This window comes from Halomonas sp. I1, from assembly GCF_032334135.1.
GTDB lineage: Bacteria > Pseudomonadota > Gammaproteobacteria > Pseudomonadales > Halomonadaceae > Halomonas.
Genome location: NZ_JAVXUS010000012.1, coordinates 1 through 17,112 on the forward strand (window position 1 = coordinate 1; position 17,112 = coordinate 17,112).

The following is a 17,112-nucleotide window of genomic DNA, read 5'->3' on the forward strand; positions in this document are numbered from 1 at the left end:
GATGGTAGTGTGGGAGTTCCCATGCGAGAGTAGGTCATCGTCAGGCACTTACATCAAAAAAATCCCCCGGGCCTTCCTGGGGGATTTTTTTATGTCCGAATGAAGGAACAGCGCCCTTGCCATGCGACGCGTTCGTCGGGAACCAACGAGAAGTGCCCTGCGGGCCAGGGCGGGCCGTTTTACGGGACTCGGTCTGCTGGGCAAGGCGTATCTTCGTATAGCTCGATGGGTGTGCCGTCAGGATCGCTGAAGAAAGTGAAGCGGGCGCCGGTGATCTCATCAATGCGGATCGGCTCGGGATTGGCACCTCGAGCCTCGAGAAGTGCTACGCAGGCGTCGATGCTCGGCGTAGCCAGTGCCAGGTGACGCAGCCCACAGGCCTCGGGGTAGCTGGGGCGTGGCGGCGGCGAGGGGAAGGAGAACAGCTCGAGCCGAATGCCGCCAGGCAGGCGCAGGTCGAGCTTGTGGCTATTGCGGGCCTCGCGATAGGTCTCGTGGAGGACCTCGGCGTCCAGTACCTCCAGATAGAAGCGTCTGGCACGTGGGTAGTCGGCAGTGATCAGGGCCACGTGGTGCACGCCGGCCAGTGGCAATCGTTCCTCGATCATGGAATGACTCGTCGATGTGTCGGGGGAAAGAGCGGGCCACGCGATCGGCGTGCCCCCGCTCGCGACTCGGGTCAGCGGCAGAGCACGTCGAGGACCTCGACCAGGTTGTCCATCTCGTCTTCGGTGCCGATGGAGATGCGCAGCCAGCCGCTCAACGTCTCGGTGTTGAAGTGGCGGACCAGGATGCCGCGTTCGCGCAGGCCGACGAACAACTGGGCGGCGTCCTGCTCCGGGTGGCTGACCAGCAGGAAATTGCTCTGCGACGGCAGTACCCGGAAGCCAAGGCCTTCGAGGCGGGTACGCGTACGCTCTCGGGTGGTGATCACCGCCTCGCGGCAGGCGTCGAAGTGTTTGCGGTCCTCCAGGGAGGCGATGGCGATAGCGCTGGCCAGGCTGTCGATGGGATAGGAGTTGAAGGAGTCCTTGACCCGTTCGAGTCCCTCGATCAGCTCCCGTGAGCCCACCGCGTAGCCGAGGCGCAGGCCGGCGAGGCTGCGCGACTTGGAGAAGGTACCGGTGACCAGCAGGTTGGGGAAGCGCTCGACCAGCGGCACGACGCTCTCACCGCCAAAGTCCACGTAGGCCTCGTCGACCAGCACCACTGACTCGGTGAGCCGCTCGAGCAGGCCGGCGATCGCCTCGCGGCCGTGGCCATGGCCGGTCGGCGCATTGGGGTTGGCGAAGATCGCCCCGCCGGCCTGGGGCGAGAAGGCTTCGAGGTCGACCTGCCATTCGGCGTCCAGCGGCAGGGTGCGGCGCTCCACGTCGTAGAGGCGGCAGTAGACAGGATAGAAGCTGTAGGTGATGGCCGGCATCTCCAGAGGACGGTCATGGCAGAAGAAGGCCTGAAAGGCCAAAGCTAGCACCTCGTCGGAGCCGTTGCCGACGAACACCTGCTCCTTTTCGACGCCGAATTCCCGGGCCAGGGCCTCGCGCAGGGCGTGAGAGTCAGGGTCGGGGTAGCGACGTAGATGGTCGACCGGGAACGCCTGCAGCACCGTTTCGACACCCGGCGCGGGCGGATAGGGGTTCTCGTTGGTATTCAGCTTGACCAGACGCTCGCGAGGCTGCTCGCCGGGGACATAAGGCGTCAGCTCCCGCAACTTGGGGCTCCAGAACTTGCTCATCGTCACTCGCTCGGATGGAAACACTTCGTCCATGGTGACCCGCCCGCCGAAGCCGCGCAAGCCGGTGTCATGCTAGGCTCGAAGCTCGCGTGAACGATGAGTCCGCCATGGATGAGGCCGAATGCTTGCCCAGATTCTTTCTACCCTGTTGCCGGTCTTCCTGATCGCGGGATGCGGCACCCTCTATGGTCGTTATCGACGTCCGGGTATCCGGGGGCTGAATACGCTGAACATGGAGCTATTCGTGCCCATGCTGGTGTTCGCTGCCCTGCCGCCGGCAGTGTTGAACTCTCTGGTGGCCGAGCAGTATCGCCAGCAGCCTCATCAGGTGGCCTCGTTGGTGCTGATCGGTAACCTGGGCAGCCTGGTGGTGATGCCGTTGCTATTATGGATGGTGTTCGAGCATGTCCGTCCGATGGCATCATGAACAATGGAACCTGGTGGCGCCCAGGCTGTCCGCTGTTGGCGCGAGAGGTTATGCTATCGAGCAGGTTGCCGTGCTTCACGGTGCCATGCCCATTGGTTAGGAGAACGAATATGCAAATCAGGACGTTGCTGGCGGGCTCGGCGATGCTCGCCATGCTGGCGGGCTGTGCGGCGGGCCCCACCGATCAGGGAACCGCCGAGCCGGGGATGACGAGTACCGAGCAGACGTATCAGGGGACCTTGCCGTGCCGAAACTGCGAGGGGATCGACCTGAACGTCACCATGACGGGTGAGGAGCAGGGGGCGGCCGCCGACCGTACCTTCGATCTGGAAGCGGCCTATCGCGGCCATCCTGAGAACCCGCCCAACGAGACGTATTCGGGCAACTGGGAAGTGCTCGATGGGACGGCCGACAATCCGCAAGCCACTGTCTACGAGCTCACCCCGAATGGTGAAGGTCAGGTTTATTACTTCCTGCGAGTGGACCCGCAGACCCTGGAGTTGATCGACCCTCAGCGTCGGCGTTTCCAGAACAACGAAGTGCTGCGCCTGAAGCGCATGTGATGCTACCGGTATCGCGTTGACGAGGGGCGGCCATCGGGCCGCCCCTTGCATATGGTTTCACCCGAGTCCTTCTCCTTCGACGAGACACCCATGGCCAAAGCCAAGAGCGCCTTCGTGTGCACCGAGTGCGGCGCCGAATATCGAAAGTGGCAGGGGCAATGCTCCAGTTGCCAGGAATGGAATACCCTGAGCGAGGTGAGGCTCTCCGCCGCCCGGCCCGGGGCCGCCAGCAGCGGTACCACCGGTCGAGGGGGGTATGCCGGTGCCGTGTCGCGCGAGGTCGTCGAACTGTCCAACGTCGATCTGAGTGAGGTGCCCAGGCTGACCTCCACTTTCGAGGAGTTCGATCGGGTGCTGGGGGGCGGCCTGGTGCCTGGCTCTGCCGTGCTGCTGGGCGGACATCCCGGCGCCGGCAAGTCGACACTGCTGTTACAGACGGCCTGCAAGCTGGCTCAGCAACGTCGCGTGCTCTATGTCACCGGCGAAGAATCGCTGAGCCAGGTGGCGATGCGTGCCCACCGTCTGCAGTTGCCCACCCAAGGACTGCAGATGCTCGCCGAGACCAGCATCGAGACGATTCTCGGCGTTGCCGAACGAGAGCGCCCCGAGGTATTGATCATCGACTCCATCCAGACCACCCATCTGGAGGACATCGCCTCGGCGCCCGGGGGCGTGGCTCAGGTGCGTGAATCGGCAGCGGCGTTGACCCGCTTCGCCAAGCAGTCCAGCACGGTACTCATGCTGGTGGGACACGTGACCAAGGATGGCACCCTGGCCGGGCCCAAGGTGCTCGAGCACATGATCGATGCCTCGCTGCTGCTGGAGGGCGGCGCCGATTCGCGCTTCCGTACGTTGCGGGGGCAGAAGAATCGCTTCGGTGCGGTCAACGAGCTGGGCGTGTTCGCCATGCTCGAGCACGGCCTCAAGGAGGTGAAGAATCCCAGTGCGATCTTCCTGTCGCGCAGTGAGGAGCAGGCACCGGGCAGCCTGGTGATGGTGGTCTGGGAAGGGACTCGGCCGATCCTGGTGGAAGTGCAGGCATTGCTCGACGACTCGGCGTTGGGTAACCCGCGACGCGTGGCGGTGGGCCTCGACCAGAATCGCCTGGCGATGTTGCTGGCGGTGTTGCACCGTCACGGCGGGCTGTTCACCGGCGACCAGGATGTCTTCCTCAATGTGGTCGGCGGGGTCAAGGTACTGGAAACCAGTGCCGACCTGGCGGTGTTGCTGGCGGTGGTATCGAGCCTGCAGAGCCGGTCGCTGGCTCGCGAGTTGGTGGTGTTCGGCGAGGTGGGCCTGTCCGGTGAGATCCGTCCGGTGCCCAGTGGCCAGGAGCGTATCGTCGAGGCCGCCAAGCATGGCTTCCGTCGAGCCATCGTACCGCGTGCCAATGCCCCCAAGCAGGCCCCCGAGGGTATGGAGGTGGTGGCGGTGGACAAGCTCGCCGACGCCCTGGAAGCCCTATAGACCGTTGCGGCCGAGCTCTGTTGTAGAATGCCGGTAACGATTGCCAAGGAGAATCAGATGAGCGCCATCCGCCTGACACAGTACAGTCACGGTGCCGGCTGCGGCTGCAAGATCGCGCCCGATGTCCTGGACGGTATCCTGGCCAAGGCCGGGCCGGGAGCCTCTCACACTCGGTTGATCGTCGGCAATCAGGGGCGTGAGGACGCCGCCGTCTATGATCTGGGTGATGGTCGCGGGATGATCGCCACCACCGACTTCTTCATGCCGATCGTCGATGATCCCTTCGATTTCGGTCGGATTGCCGCCACCAATGCCATCAGCGATGTCTTCGCCATGGGCGGTTCGCCCATCATGGCGCTGGGCCTCCTCGGCTGGCCGCTGGACAAACTGGGAGCCGACATCGCCGGCGATGTGGTGGGCGGTGCCCAGGCCGTGTGTCGCGAGCTTGGCCTGGCGTTGGCTGGAGGGCATTCCATCGACTCGCTTGAGCCGATCTTCGGGCTGGCGGTCAATGGTCTGGTCGATCTCGAGCACCTCAAGCTCAACAAGGGCGCGCAGGTCGGCGACTTGCTGTACCTGACCAAACCGCTCGGCGTGGGCATGCTGACCACCGCGGAAAAGCAGGGGCGTCTGGAGCCGGGCCATCAGGGGCTTGCTCGTCGAACAATGCTCGAGACCAATCGTATCGGCATGGAGCTTGCGAGGGTTCAGGGTGTGCATGCGATGACCGATGTCACAGGCTTCGGTCTCGCTGGCCACCTGACCGAGATGTGTGACGCCAGCGGTGTCGCGGCACGGATCGATTTTCGACGCCTGCCGCGATTGGCCGAAGCAGAGGCCTATCGGCGCCAGGGCGCTGTGCCGGGCGGGACCGGTCGCAACCGGGATGCCCTGGGCAAGGCGTTGCCGGCCATGGATGACGCCCACTGGCAGTGGCTGTGCGACCCCCAGACCTCCGGCGGCCTGCTGCTCTCGGTCCACCCTTCCTGGGAGGATGATATCGAGCGTGTCGGGCGTTCCCATGGCCTCGAGCTCGAGCCTTTCGGCGAGATCGTTGCCGCTCGGGGCGAGGCGCGGATCGAGGTTCGAGGATGAGTTCGACGCTGGTCGAGCCCGACCTTGGGCTGTTGCGAGAAGGTCGTGTCCTGATCGATGTGCGCGCGCCGGTGGAGTTTCGCCAGGGGGCGCTGCCCGGTGCGGTCAATCTGCCGTTGATGGATGACGCAGAGCGCCATCGCGTCGGTATCGAGTACAAGCGTGCCGGCCAGGATGCCGCCATCGCCCTGGGGGAGCATCTGGTCGCCGGTGATGTGCGGGCTGAACGTATCGATGCCTGGCAGCGTCTTCTGGTGCGCCATCCCGATGCATTGATCTACTGCTTTCGGGGAGGCCAGCGCTCCCGGATCGCCCAGCAGTGGCTTGCCGAGGCCGGGATCGAACGGCCGCGTATCCGGGGTGGCTGGAAGGCCATGCGTCAGGCGCTGTGTTCGCGAGTCGATGCGGCGGCGGAGCAGCCGTTGCTGGTGGTGGGGGGGCTCACCGGCTGTGCCAAGACGAGCCTGATCCAGGCGCTCTCATGCGGACTGGATCTCGAGGCCTGCGCTCGCCACAAGGGATCTGCCTTTGGTCGTCACCCACTGACGGCTCCCTCCCAGACCGACTTCGAGCATGCCATGGGCCTGCGCCTGCTGGAACTGGCGGGGCCTGTGGCGCTCGAGGATGAGTCTCGCCATATCGGTACGGCCAATATCCCTCTGACTTTCTGGCGGAGTATGGCGCGTGCGCCGCGTATCCGTGTCGAGATGCCGCTGGATTGGCGTCTCCAGCAGATCCACAAGGATTATATCGAGGACCTCTGGGCAGTCTATCGCCATCAGTTCGGCGAATGGCTAGGTTGGGCACTGATGCGCAAGCAGCTTTCCGGTGCCTTGCAGCGCCTGAGGAAGCGATTGGGCGGTGCCCGACTGGCACGCCTGCAGCGTCTTCAGGCATTGGCTTTTCGTGAGCACGAGCGGGGCAATAGCCAGGCTCACGAAGCCTGGCTGGCGCCACTGTTGACCGAGTATTACGACCCCATGTATCGCTACCAACTGGAAAAGCACGACGATCAGCACTTCCTGCACGTGGGTGACTGGGACAGCTGTCTGGCAGTGGCGCGGGACTGGGCTGACGAGGCATCGGGCGGCGAGCGGGAGGGCTTCCTGACGTCAGCGACGAGCGCTGGCCAGCCACTGGGATAGCAGTCGGTCCAGCAAGGGGGCCTGACGGTCGAAGCGTCTGGCATCGGACAGCATCGTCTGACGATCCTGGAGATAGGGGCCGGTGCCGAGAGAAGGCAAGTGATCCAGCATGTCGGTCACGCTGGCGGGGGTGGCCTCCAGGTGGCAAAGCAGGCCGACCACGCGGAGGCCATCCCAACTGAAGCCCTGCATGGGGCTGGCTGCGCTGCTGCCTAGCGGCAGGGCCTCATCGGGAAGGGCGAAGATATCGCGATGCCACATGAAGGCTTCGAAACGCTCGGGCAGGTCGAAGGGGCTGTCGGGGGCCAGGTCGAGGGTGTGCCAACCGCTTTCGGCATAGGTGCCGCGGGAGACCATGGCACCCAGTGCCTCGGCGATGCGTCGGGCGCCGTGGCCGAGACCCAGCAGAGGCTTCTGGCTGTTCAGCGCCTGCGCGATCAGCTTGCGCTCCCGGCGTGCCCAGGTCGCGTCGGGAGCGAGGTCGCCCTCGTCCGGACCATCGAGAATGATCAGGGCATCGCCGTCGGCGAGCCGTGGTGGCAGGTCGCCCTCGTGCAGATGGAAAACGGTATGGCTGTGTCCCATGCTGTCGAGCCAGTCGGCGATCCGGGCCGGGCCTTGGTAGGGGCCGTGCTGAAGGAGGTGCAGATGCATGGGGGCCTCGCTGTGGGTATGAGCAAAGGACGGGGAGCGAAGGGTACATGAAGCCGGCACTCAAGGAACAGATCCTGACGATCCTGGCCGAGATCCCGCCCGGCCGGGTGACCACCTACGGTCGCATTGCCGCCATGACCGAAGGCGCCACACCGCGCCTGGTAGCCAGGGCTCTGCGTGAACTGCCTTCGGAGCACGATCTTCCCTGGTTTCGGGTGATCACCGCGTCGCGGCGGCTGGCTGACCACGGTGGAGCGGATGAACAGCGTCGACGCCTTATCGATGAGGGTGTGGCGTTCGACAGTCGGGGGCGGGTGGCCAAGGAGCGTCTCTGGCCTTGAGCGGCCCCATCACACAAGGAGATTTCATGAGTCAGTCACCCGGTGGTTTTTTCGAGCGGCTCCAGGCACTGTCGCCGCGTGGTCAGCAGGCGTTCATGGCGGCGCTCTGCGAGCGCCTGGTGCCCAATTACGCTCTGTATGCCGATACGAGCGGCCATGGTGATGTCCAGGCGCTGCGTGCCGTACTGGCCCTGGTCTGGGAGCAGCTTTCGGTCAAGGACGCGCGTATCGATTTCGATCGGCAGGCGGAAAAGCTGGCCGAGCTGGAACCGCCCGAAGAGGATGACAGCTTCGGGGCTCGTCGAGCCCTGGAGGCGGTCGTCGCGGTTTCCGCGTTGCTCGATACCCTGCGTGGCGAGTCACCGGATTCGATTCTGGACGTCAGTCGCACCTCGCGTGGCGGCGTGCGGGCCTTCATCGAGTTGACCGAAGGCGAGGAGGATGCCGGCAAGCTGGCCGCCCTGACGCGCGAGCATCCGCTGATGTGCGAGGAAAACGACTTTCAGGATGCGGTGCTCGAGGCGGCGCAAGGCCATCTGGACCGCGACGCGCTCAAGGCGTTGCGCCGGCTGGGACGCAACGAAGGGGTCAGCAATCTGGGGCTGACGACAGACTGAGCTGTCAGAAGCGCAGCCCCGTCGTGATCATCATGCCGGCGCCGCCGAATAGTATCAGGTCGCCTTCGACACGTCCCCACCGTATGCCAATGCTGGGGAGTGCGGCGGGGGCGATGCCCAGATGGTTGAGGGGGATCTTGTCCTGGTATTCGCCCCTGTACCCATGCAGCAACCCTGCCGTCAGCTTGGCGCGCAGGCTGATGTCATGAGCGATGCGCCAGAGGGGAAACTCCCTGCCAACGTACAGGTAGATGGATTCCTGAGCGAAGGAGTTCTGGAACCGGGCTCCGCCTGCCAGCCAGTCATCCGGGGTGTGGAGTTCGAGGCTGATCAGCTTCTGGTGGTTGTTGTGCTCGGGGTCTGGGTCGAAGTGTCGAGTGTAAAGGCTGGTTTGCACGAGGGCGTGATCCAGCTCCAGCGTGGGTGGCCAGTTGAGTGGCGAGGCCGGGGGACTGGAATGGGCCTGGCTGGCCAGTAACGTCGACGAGATGATGACGAGGATCTTTCCGAGCGGGGGATGCGTCATGATGAGTCCACCGGAGTATAGGAGACATCATGATCGCCATGGCCCTGGGCGGCAACCGAGTCCCGGACCAAAGGCGCGAGCAACCGGCCCGGGAGGCGCCCGGGACGGTTTTCCCACGGTGATCTATCGCGCCTCAGTTACGGTCCGATTCCCGTATTCGATGGGCAGCCAGTCATAGCCTTCGCGAGCCTTGCGAATATGGCCGATACCCGGGAAGGGCATATGAGGTGCCGCGACGAGCTCAGCATCCTCGGCAAAAGTCGAAAAGGCCTTTGAGCGCACGCTAGCAGCTCTTTCGGGATTGACGTCATAAGCAATGGTCACCGAAGGCTCCGGGAGCTGTATGGCTGCCACGTGAAGGATGTCGCCGATGAAGGTGAGCCTCTGCCCCTGGCTTTCCAGTGTGTAGAAGGCACTGCCTGGCGTGTGGCCTGGATGGAGTGACGCCGTCAAGCCCGGGAGTATTTCCGTGGCCCGGTCGAAGGAAGAGACCTTGCCGGCATCGATATAGGGCGTCAGGACTGTGATCGCCTGGTCAAAATAGTGTCTGTCATAGTCGGTATTCGTCGCGTTCTGGCGATTCAGGAAGAAGTCGACATCCGGTTTCCCGATGTGGATCGTAGCGTTGGGGAAGACAGCCTCTCCATCTCGGGTAAGTCCGCCCATATGGTCGGAGTGCACATGGGTGAGCAAGACGTCGCTGATCTGTTCAGGTTCAACGCCTGCAGCATGCAGGCTGGCGATCAGCATGTTGCCGAGCCCTGGTCCGAAAAGCTCGCCCACGCCCGTATCGACAAGGATGAGCCGGTTGCCCATCTCGAGCAGAAATGCATTGATCGATGCTTCGACAGGGTTGGTCAGATAGGCCTGCTTCAGCATGGCATCGATTCTTTCGTTGGAGATGCCGTGTAGGAGCTTATGGAGGTCCTGCGGCACTGTGCCGTCGGAGAGCGACGTGACCCGGATGTCCCCGATCATGACGGTATAGGTATCGGCGCCCTGGTGGGCAATACCCGGCGAATCGTCCGAAGCGGAAGGCTCGGTTGCGAGGACGGGGCCCGATGTGACCAGGCCCAGCAATATAGCGGCAAGCATAAGGAATCGTAGAGCCACGGCTCTGTCTCCCTGTTCAAGTGAATGTCAGGGCCAGATCATAGAGGGCGAGAAGATTGCCGAGAAAACGATAGTCGTTATACCTTGCATAACCCGCGCCGATACCACCTGTATTGGCCTATCCCGAGTGGGAGTAAAACCAGGGAGCTCCAATGCCCGATCGGTTGAGTGAAATTGATATCGGATTGCTGACAGCGTTCGAAGCCCTGTTCCAGGAATGCAACGTCAGCCGTGCGGCGGACCGGTTAGGGATTACCCAGCCAGCCCTCTCGGGACGATTGACGCGTCTGCGAACGGTCTTTGGCGATCAGCTCTTTGTCCCGATCGCCGGCCGGGGCATGGCACCAACGCCTCGCGCCAACGAACTGGGGGCGACATTGCCTCGGCTGCTGGGCCAGCTGCGCGAGTTCATCGGGCCATCTCCCGCGTTTGACCCGGCGGAAAGCGATCGTGAGTTTGTCGTGGCGGCCTATGACAATCCTGCCATCATGCTGGGGCCGGACATCGTTCCCGCGCTCAAGCGGGCGGCGCCCCATGTCAGAGTCACTTTCGTACTGCCGGATCCCGAGACGATCACGCAGGCCCTTGATCGTGGGGATATCGACATGGTCATCGGTCTGCCCCGGTCGGAGGATGAGGGCTTGATTGGCCGAACGCTGTTTACCGACGACTTCGTTACCGCGCAACGACGTGGCCATCCGAGAGGAGACCATCCCGTCACGCTGGATGAATTCTGCGCCGCCGAGCATGTGCTGGTGTCGACCAGCGGAGGGGGATATGAGGGAGCGGTGGATCGTGCGCTCGACAAGCTGGGACGGACGCGTCATGTCAGTCTTTCTGTACAGAGCTATGCCCTGGCACCGGTCATTCTCGAGAGCAGTGATCACCTCTGCACGCTGCCCGGCCGATTCCTTCGGCGCTTCGAGACCATGCTGGATCTGTTTGCTCCGCCGCTGGATGTTGGCACCGTCGAGCTGTATGCCCTCTGGCATCCGCGCATGAGGGATGACCCGGCTCACCGCTGGTTTCGCAATCTGGTGTTTGAAGTGGCGTGGGGGCCGCAGGCCTGAAGCGCCGAGGTCTGCTCATTGAAGACCTTGCTTGGGAGCCCGCCATCCATCCAGACCGTCGAATGCGGGATATCGAGCGGCGGCCGCCTTCAGGAGCGAGGAGTCGCGCCGCTTGCCGAGCAGCGGCGTCATGCAGAAACGAAAAAACCGCCTTGGTGGCGGTTTTGTCATTCTGCAATATGGCGATTCAGAAGAGGGTTCCGATGGTGCCGACACCAGGAGTCGAACCCGGGACCTACTGATTACAAGTCAGTTGCTCTACCAACTGAGCTATGTCGGCTCGGAACGCTCCACGCTGTATAAAGCAGAACGTGAAACGGGTTGGCGTGGCTGGGGTAGCAGGATTCGAACCTGCGCATGCTGATACCAAAAACCAGTGCCTTACCACTTGGCGATACCCCAGCATTGTGGTGGCCAGAGACGGAATCGAACCGCCGACACGGGGATTTTCAATCCCCTGCTCTACCGACTGAGCTATCTGGCCCGCGCCAACGGTGCGTATTAAACCCTAAAGGCCTTTTCACGTCAACCGTTTCTTTTCAAAAAGATGGCGTATACAGCACCTTGAGGCACGTCACTGCTCGGGAGGCACGTAGCCCTCTGCCTGGTCGGTTTCCTCGTTGTTCAGGAAGCGCTCCAGTTGCTCCATCAGGTAGGCCCGGTCCGTCGGGTCGAGCATATTGAGATGCTTCTCGTTGATCAGGCGAGTCTGCAGGGCCTGCCACTCCTCCCAGGCGCGCTTGGAGACGCTGGACTGGATCTCGCGGCCCCTTTCGCCGGGCAAGGGAGGAAAGGGCAGGGCTTCCAGCTCTTCCTGATATTTGCGGCAGAATACGGTCTGGGTCATCGGGATGGCTCCTTGGCTGATTCGGTTGCGTGACCTGCGGGTGCGGACAGGGTGAAGGGACGCAGCGACTCCAGCAAGCCTTTCACCGGCGCGGCGAGCCCGATGTTGGCAGGATCCGAGGGGTCAAAGCGGCGCCATGTCTCGCCGACCGCATCGAGGCGCGCCACTCTCGCCGGTTGAGGGGTGATCTCCAGCCGGAAGTGGCTGAAGACATGGGTAAAGGTGGACCAGGCGCCATCAAGTTCGGCGCTGGGAGCGTGCTGATCCAGCCAGGTCTGTAGTGCTGCGAGGTCCTCGAATTGCGGCAGACTCCAGAGGCCTCCCCAAAGTCCGCTGGACGGGCGTTGTTCGAGCAGTACCCGGCCGCCGTCGTCCTGGAGCAGCAGCATGAGCGTCCGTCGCGTGGGGAGTGCCTTCTTCGGTTTGGATTCCGGGAAGCGACGTTCCTCGCCGCGCGCATGGGCCAGGCACTCGTTCTCGAAAGGGCAGCGCTCGCACTCCGGGCGGCCGCGCCGACACAGTGTTGCGCCCAGGTCCATCATCGCCTGAGTGAAGTCGACCACACGCGTATCGGGTGTGTAGTGCTCGGCCAGCGACCACAGCCGACGCTCCACGGCGGGGCGCCCTGGCCAGCCTTCCACGGCATGCAGCCGGGTCAGCACGCGCTTGACGTTACCGTCGAGGATCACCGCGCGGCGCCCGGTGCTCTGGGCGATGATCGCCCCGGCGGTGGAGCGGCCGATGCCGGGGAGCCCGGCCATGGCCTCGAGGCTATGCACGGGAAAGACGCCGTCGTGTTCATCCATCACGACCCGGGCGGCCTTGTGCAGGTTGCGCCCTCGCGCATAGTAGCCGAGGCCGGTCCATAGGTGCAGGACTTCGTCCTGATCGGCGGTAGCCAGGGCTTCGACATCGGGAAAGCGCTCCATGAAGCGCTCGAAGTAGGGGATCACGGTGGTGACCTGGGTCTGCTGGAGCATGATCTCCGAGACCCAGACCCGGTAGGGAGTCCGTTCGCTTTGCCAGGGCAGGTCGTGGCGCCCATGCACATCGAACCAGTCCAGCAGACGGCGCTGGAAGGTCTCGGGGGGCAGGATGGCGGGTGGGTTGTCGCTCATGAAGGGACTCGACACGCAAAAAAGCGCCGATCTCGGAGACCGGCGCAGTGACTGGCTTTACTTGATGCTCACTTGAATAGACCCTCGAGGGTGCCACGAAGTTCACCGCCGGCCTTTTCCTCGAGCTTATCCATGGCATCATCAAGACGTTCGTTGATTTCTTCGCCGGCGCGCCTGGATGCTTCCTGGCGCAGCAGCTTCCCGAGAGAGGATTGCAGTGCCTGGCGATCGAAGCGGCACCACTCGTTGCTGTCTCCACTCAGCTGTCCTTCGCAGTGGACGGGGAAGGGGACCTGCTTGAGTCGCGGGTTGACCTCGCAAGCCGCGTCCACGGTGTCGGTGAAGCGGGCGTCGGCCTTGAGGTCGAAGCGCTCGTTGCTCACATCGAGCTGCCCCTGGCCGTTCACGGCAATGCCGGGAATCGTCACGGTAAGGTCGTCGCTCTCGGCGACGCCGTCACGGATCCGGAAGCTGGCGTCGGCACGCTGAAAGCGAGTGTCCTCCTGCCAGTCACGGCTGGTGTCCTCTCCCTCGAGACGGGCCGCCGTGGTGCACAATTGTCGAGAGATATTGGTTCCGATCAGGCGGCCCTCGGCGAGCCGAGTCTCGAGATGACCATTCAGGCCGCGCTTGAGTTCGGCCAGGTTGTTGCCCCGGCTTTCGAGTTCGCCACTCCCTGCCAGCAGGCCCTGCACAGGAGAGGGGGGCTCGTTGAACGTTTCCAGCAGGTCGCCCAGTCGCACTTCCTTGATGTCGGGCGACAGTTGCCAGCGAAGCGGTGTCTCGCGGGCATCGAGCGAGCCGGTGGCCGAGAGCTGGCCGTCGTGGAAGCCGGCTTCGAAACGCGTCAGGCGGTGACGTCCTCCCTGGCCTTCCAGCGTCAGCGCCACGTTGTCGAAGCGTTGCCGCAGCAAGTGGAGCTCGCCGAGTTCGAGGTTCGCCTCGAGGTCCAGGTCGGCCAGCCATTGTGCGGGGAGCAATGCCGGCGGCTGCTCCGCATAGGCGCGATCGAACAGGAGGAGGCTGGCGCTGGTCTCGGAGGCTGGTGTATCGGGCGGCAGGTAGTCGTCCAGGTTCAGGGTGTCGCCCTGTAGATTCAGGTTCAAGCGCGAGCCATCGAACCGGCCGCCCAGGCGGCCGCTGAAGGTACTGCCATCCAGGTTCAGGGTCAGGCCATCCAGGCTGATGGACTGAACGTCCCCTTCGACGGGGCTGGCCAGGCCGACGTCGCCGAGTGCCGAGTCGCTGGCGGTAGTGGGCATGGCATCGAGGCGTGCCAGCCAGGGGCGTAGCGACAACGGAGCCAGTTGCACCTGGCCCCGATAGGTGGGCGCCGTGAACAGGTCGGCCAGGTTGAGGTTACCATCCAGCTCCAGGCCATCGGGGCCCGTCAGGTGCAGCTCGCGGAACTGGGCAGTCTGGGTCGGTACGTCGGCCTCCAGTTGAAAGTCCATTGCCAGTGCCAGGCGTTTCTCGCCTAGTCGAGGGTGCAGCAGGCTGGTGTCGAGTTGGCCATCGGTCAACGTCACGTGCTGCTGGCCGAGATCGAGTGTCGCCTCGGCGGCACTGAGATTGGCTTTCTGTTCCTGCTGGGCATCGCCGATGCGGGAGTCGGTTTGCAGGGACAGTTTCTGAAGGATGTGACGCCCCTCGGCCAGGCCGAGGTCGACCTGCGTCTTGAGGATGATGTCGCTGACCAGGGCCGGCGTCTCGGTGGCAAGGCCGTCGTTCAGGGTCATGCGCATGCTGGCGTTGAGCGGGAAGGGCTGGTCGGGATTGACGTTATGACCGGTGATGTTGAGCTGCTCCAGGATCACTTCCTGCTCTGCCTGCGCATCGCGGTAGTGGACCCGCCCTTGATGAATCTGGACGCTGGCGATGTTGAGCGCCACGGACAAGCCACTCCCGTTCGACGAGTCGCGGTTCGGGCCGGCGCTGGCCGGTGCGAGAACGGCCTCCGCGTCCTCGCCACGGTTCTCGAGGCGATCGATCAGTGTTTCCCAGTTGCCGCGACCTTGTCCGTCACGGGCCAGGTTCAGCGATAGCCCCTCCAGGGTCAGGCCATCGATGGCGATTTCCCCGCGCAGCAAGGGGGCAAAGGCCAGGCTGACTTCGGCATGGTCGAAGGCGGCGAACGGATGGGCATCGGATGACTGGGTCGGCAGGCGTGCCTCGGCGGCTTCCACGCTGACTCCCAGCCGAGGGTAGAAGGACCAGCTGAGCGGGCCATCCAGCTCCAGTTCCAGCCCGCTGTGCTCGCGCACTACCTCAACGAGGCGTGGTTTGAGGTCTTCGGGATCGAAAAACGTGGTGACGAAGACCACGGCACCGACCGCCACCAGACCGAGAATACCGATAGTGGCCAACAAGGTACGCAGGATTCGCTTCATTGCCCGGCTCCTTTGGGCGGTAGGTCGAGTTCGAAGTAGTCACCCGCCTGGGTCAGGCGATAACCGAGCCGCTTCAGCAGCATCTGGTCGGCCATGGAAAGCTGCGAGCTCGTCACGCGGAGTCGACGGCCATCCTGGTGTGCGGCCTCGCTCGTCAGTGCCAGCAGGCGCGATCCGACGCCGCGGCGTCGCGTGGTCTTGCGCACGCATAGGTGGGAAAGCCACCAGGCATCGGCATCGGGATGAACCGCCACGGCGCCCAGCAGCCGGTCGTTGAAGTGCGCACAACAGAAGAAGTGCGACGCCGCCAGATGCTCGTGGACGAACGCCTCCGGATCTTGCGGTAGACGTTCGGTGGGGGCATCGGCATAGATGCGGAGTAGATCGGTGCGGGCCTGTGGATCCGACGCCCAGGCCGCCTGGTCGACTCGCTGGAGGGTGACCGGCATGCATGATTCTCCCATATAGGGCGGCGGATACCGCCACCGCTGAATGGTTGGCATTGTAGCGGATGGGGGTAGCGTTTCACTATAATGGCGGATCGGCGTCGGCGGCCCGCCATCGGCGCGTTCTGGTCCAAGCGGCCGGTCTTCTTTCGACAAGCGCCACGGCGCTGGAGATGCAACATGTCCGAGTCCGAGCGTACCGCCACGGTCACCCGCGACACCAAGGAAACCCAGATCACGGTCACCGTGAACCTCGATGGCGAGGGGCGGCTGACCTGCGAAACCGGTGTGCCCTTCCTCGATCACATGCTCGACCAGGTAGCACGCCATGGGCTCATCGACCTTGATATCAAGGCGGTGGGCGATCTGCACATCGATGCGCACCACACGGTCGAGGATCTTGGCATCACCCTGGGGCAAGCCTTCGATCAGGCGATCGGCGACAAGCGCGGTATCTACCGCTATGGCCATGCCTATGTGCCCCTCGACGAAGCGTTGTCCCGGGTCGTGGTGGATTTTTCCGGCCGTCCGGGCCTGTTCATGGACGTCGAGTTCACCCGGGCCGTGCTGGGGCAGATGGACACCCAACTGTTCTGGGAGTTCTTCCAGGGGTTCGTCAACCATGCCCGGGTTACCCTGCATATCGACAATTTGAAGGGCTTCAATGCCCACCACCAGGCAGAAACCATCTTCAAGGCCTTTGGCCGTGCACTGCGCATGGCCGTCGCCGAGGACCCGCGCATGGCCGGCCGGATGCCATCCACCAAGGGCAGTCTGTGAAGGCAACGCTGAGCCGCGCGTCGAGCGTAGCGGCGTTCGCGCACCGATACCCGAGCAGGGTTTCCTGAACCCGTCGACCGATACGAGGAGCACTTCATGACCATTGCCGTCATCGATTACGGAATGGGCAATCTGCACTCCGTCGCCAAGGCATTGGAGCACGTGACCCACGAAAATGTCGTGGTGACCCGTGATGCCCGGCGCATCAACGGCGCCACCCGGCTGGTGCTGCCGGGCCAGGGGGCCATTCGCGACTGCGTGGGCGAGCTGGAACGTACGGAACTGCGCGGCCTTGTGGAAGAGTTGCTGGCCAGCCAGGACAAGCCGCTGCTGGGAATCTGTGTGGGCCAGCAAATGCTCCACGAGCGCAGCGAGGAAAACGGGGGCATCGACTGCCTGGGCTTCATGACCGGCCAGGTGCGGCGCTTCCCTGCCGATATGCACGACGAGAGCGGCAACCGTTGCAAGGTGCCGCACATGGGCTGGAATCTGGTGCGTCACCATCAGGACCATCCCTTGTGGCAGGGCATCGACCAGGATGAGCACTTCTACTTCGTGCACAGCTATTATGTCGAGGTCGATGACGACACCCGCCTGTTCGGTACCACCGAGTATGGCCGGGTCTCGGCCCATGTGGCGACCGGCCGCGATGCCACCTTCGCCGTGCAGTTCCACCCCGAGAAAAGCTCCCGGGCTGGTCTCAGGCTGCTGGAAAACTTCGTTCACTGGATGCCCTGAACGGAACCCGGTGGCACACCGGGTCCGCCCTGGAGGATTT

Annotated in this window: 18 protein-coding genes, 3 tRNA genes and 1 pseudogene; 10 read left to right on the forward strand and 12 right to left on the reverse strand. The window is 63.6% G+C overall.

The window, feature by feature from the left end; translation table 11 throughout:
• Positions 1-179 precede the first annotated feature (179 nt).
• Both RSO41_RS12640 and hisC read right to left on the reverse strand, forming a co-directional pair.
• Positions 180-608, reverse strand: coding sequence for a VOC family protein (locus tag RSO41_RS12640; RefSeq protein ID WP_315619491.1), 429 nt, complete (start codon positions 606-608; stop codon positions 180-182).
• A 71-nt stretch (positions 609-679) separates the two neighbouring features.
• Positions 680-1,735 carry a histidinol-phosphate transaminase gene (gene hisC, locus RSO41_RS12645; RefSeq protein WP_315619492.1) on the reverse strand — a complete coding sequence of 352 codons (1,056 nt, stop codon included), beginning with the start codon at positions 1,733-1,735 and terminating at the stop codon, positions 680-682.
• A 250-nt stretch (positions 1,736-1,985) separates the two neighbouring features.
• Between hisC and RSO41_RS18505 the strand changes: the two are divergent.
• The 5 genes and pseudogenes from RSO41_RS18505 to mnmH all read left to right on the forward strand — a co-directional run.
• Positions 1,986-2,162 (forward strand): annotated as a pseudogene (locus RSO41_RS18505) (AEC family transporter); the annotation flags it as partial.
• 110 nt (positions 2,163-2,272) lie between these two features.
• Positions 2,273-2,725 carry a copper resistance protein NlpE N-terminal domain-containing protein gene (locus RSO41_RS12655; protein ID WP_315619494.1) on the forward strand — a complete coding sequence of 151 codons (453 nt, stop codon included), beginning with the start codon at positions 2,273-2,275 and terminating at the stop codon, positions 2,723-2,725.
• A gap of 90 nt (positions 2,726-2,815) precedes the next feature.
• Positions 2,816-4,192 (forward strand): DNA repair protein RadA, encoded by a 1,377-nt coding sequence (radA, locus tag RSO41_RS12660; protein WP_315619495.1) that lies wholly within the window; start codon positions 2,816-2,818, stop codon positions 4,190-4,192.
• 57 nt (positions 4,193-4,249) lie between these two features.
• Complete coding sequence (selD, locus tag RSO41_RS12665; RefSeq protein ID WP_315619496.1) at positions 4,250-5,287, forward strand: selenide, water dikinase SelD; 1,038 nt, start codon at positions 4,250-4,252, stop codon at positions 5,285-5,287.
• The gene (mnmH, locus tag RSO41_RS12670; protein ID WP_315619497.1) at positions 5,284-6,432 is read left to right on the forward strand and encodes a tRNA 2-selenouridine(34) synthase MnmH; all 1,149 of its coding nucleotides are present in this window, start codon (positions 5,284-5,286) and stop codon (positions 6,430-6,432) included. Before selD ends, mnmH begins: the two co-directional genes overlap by 4 nt.
• On the opposite strand, the gene RSO41_RS12675 is transcribed toward mnmH, so the two are convergent.
• Positions 6,400-7,086 (reverse strand): type 1 glutamine amidotransferase, encoded by a 687-nt coding sequence (locus RSO41_RS12675; protein WP_315619498.1) that lies wholly within the window; start codon positions 7,084-7,086, stop codon positions 6,400-6,402. The genes mnmH and RSO41_RS12675 overlap by 33 nt on opposite strands.
• A gap of 47 nt (positions 7,087-7,133) precedes the next feature.
• Between RSO41_RS12675 and RSO41_RS12680 the strand changes: the two genes are divergently transcribed.
• Positions 7,134-7,427, forward strand: coding sequence for an MGMT family protein (locus tag RSO41_RS12680; RefSeq protein ID WP_315619499.1), 294 nt, complete (start codon positions 7,134-7,136; stop codon positions 7,425-7,427).
• 26 nt (positions 7,428-7,453) lie between these two features.
• Positions 7,454-8,044, forward strand: a complete 591-nt coding sequence (locus RSO41_RS12685; protein ID WP_315619500.1) for a YjaG family protein — start codon at positions 7,454-7,456, stop codon at positions 8,042-8,044.
• A gap of 4 nt (positions 8,045-8,048) precedes the next feature.
• Here RSO41_RS12685 and RSO41_RS12690 read toward each other — a convergent pair whose 3' ends face one another.
• Positions 8,049-8,570 (reverse strand): hypothetical protein, encoded by a 522-nt coding sequence (locus tag RSO41_RS12690; RefSeq protein WP_315619501.1) that lies wholly within the window; start codon positions 8,568-8,570, stop codon positions 8,049-8,051.
• 123 nt (positions 8,571-8,693) lie between these two features.
• Positions 8,694-9,683 carry an MBL fold metallo-hydrolase gene (locus tag RSO41_RS12695; RefSeq protein ID WP_315619502.1) on the reverse strand — a complete coding sequence of 330 codons (990 nt, stop codon included), beginning with the start codon at positions 9,681-9,683 and terminating at the stop codon, positions 8,694-8,696.
• A 152-nt stretch (positions 9,684-9,835) separates the two neighbouring features.
• Here RSO41_RS12695 and RSO41_RS12700 point away from each other — a divergent pair, with 152 nt between their 5' ends.
• Positions 9,836-10,753, forward strand: coding sequence for a LysR family transcriptional regulator (locus RSO41_RS12700; RefSeq protein ID WP_315619503.1), 918 nt, complete (start codon positions 9,836-9,838; stop codon positions 10,751-10,753).
• A gap of 204 nt (positions 10,754-10,957) precedes the next feature.
• Here the strand turns inward: RSO41_RS12700 and RSO41_RS12705 are convergent.
• From RSO41_RS12705 to RSO41_RS12735, 7 genes are all read right to left on the reverse strand, one after another.
• Positions 10,958-11,033, reverse strand: a tRNA-Thr gene (locus RSO41_RS12705).
• Positions 11,034-11,080: 47 nt separating this feature from the next.
• Positions 11,081-11,155, reverse strand: a tRNA-Gln gene (locus tag RSO41_RS12710).
• A 6-nt stretch (positions 11,156-11,161) separates the two neighbouring features.
• Positions 11,162-11,237, reverse strand: a tRNA-Phe gene (locus RSO41_RS12715).
• A gap of 90 nt (positions 11,238-11,327) precedes the next feature.
• On the reverse strand, positions 11,328-11,600 hold the full coding sequence (locus RSO41_RS12720) for an oxidative damage protection protein (RefSeq protein ID WP_315619504.1): 273 nt from the start codon (positions 11,598-11,600) through the stop codon (positions 11,328-11,330).
• Positions 11,597-12,718: an A/G-specific adenine glycosylase gene (mutY, locus tag RSO41_RS12725; protein ID WP_315619505.1), complete on the reverse strand. Its 1,122-nt coding sequence runs from the start codon at positions 12,716-12,718 to the stop codon at positions 11,597-11,599. The genes RSO41_RS12720 and mutY overlap by 4 nt, the downstream gene beginning before the upstream one ends.
• A 68-nt stretch (positions 12,719-12,786) precedes the next feature.
• Positions 12,787-15,108, reverse strand: a complete 2,322-nt coding sequence (locus RSO41_RS12730) for an AsmA family protein (RefSeq protein ID WP_315619506.1) — start codon at positions 15,106-15,108, stop codon at positions 12,787-12,789.
• Positions 15,105-15,557 (reverse strand): GNAT family N-acetyltransferase, encoded by a 453-nt coding sequence (locus RSO41_RS12735; protein ID WP_315619507.1) that lies wholly within the window; start codon positions 15,555-15,557, stop codon positions 15,105-15,107. Before RSO41_RS12735 ends, RSO41_RS12730 begins: the two co-directional genes overlap by 4 nt.
• 177 nt (positions 15,558-15,734) lie before the next feature.
• Here RSO41_RS12735 and hisB point away from each other — a divergent pair, with 177 nt between their 5' ends.
• Together hisB and hisH are read left to right on the forward strand one after the other, a co-directional pair.
• Positions 15,735-16,334 carry an imidazoleglycerol-phosphate dehydratase HisB gene (gene hisB, locus RSO41_RS12740; protein ID WP_315619508.1) on the forward strand — a complete coding sequence of 200 codons (600 nt, stop codon included), beginning with the start codon at positions 15,735-15,737 and terminating at the stop codon, positions 16,332-16,334.
• A 96-nt stretch (positions 16,335-16,430) separates the two neighbouring features.
• On the forward strand, positions 16,431-17,072 hold the full coding sequence (hisH, locus tag RSO41_RS12745; RefSeq protein WP_315619509.1) for an imidazole glycerol phosphate synthase subunit HisH: 642 nt from the start codon (positions 16,431-16,433) through the stop codon (positions 17,070-17,072).
• The last annotated feature ends 40 nt before the right edge of the window (positions 17,073-17,112 follow it).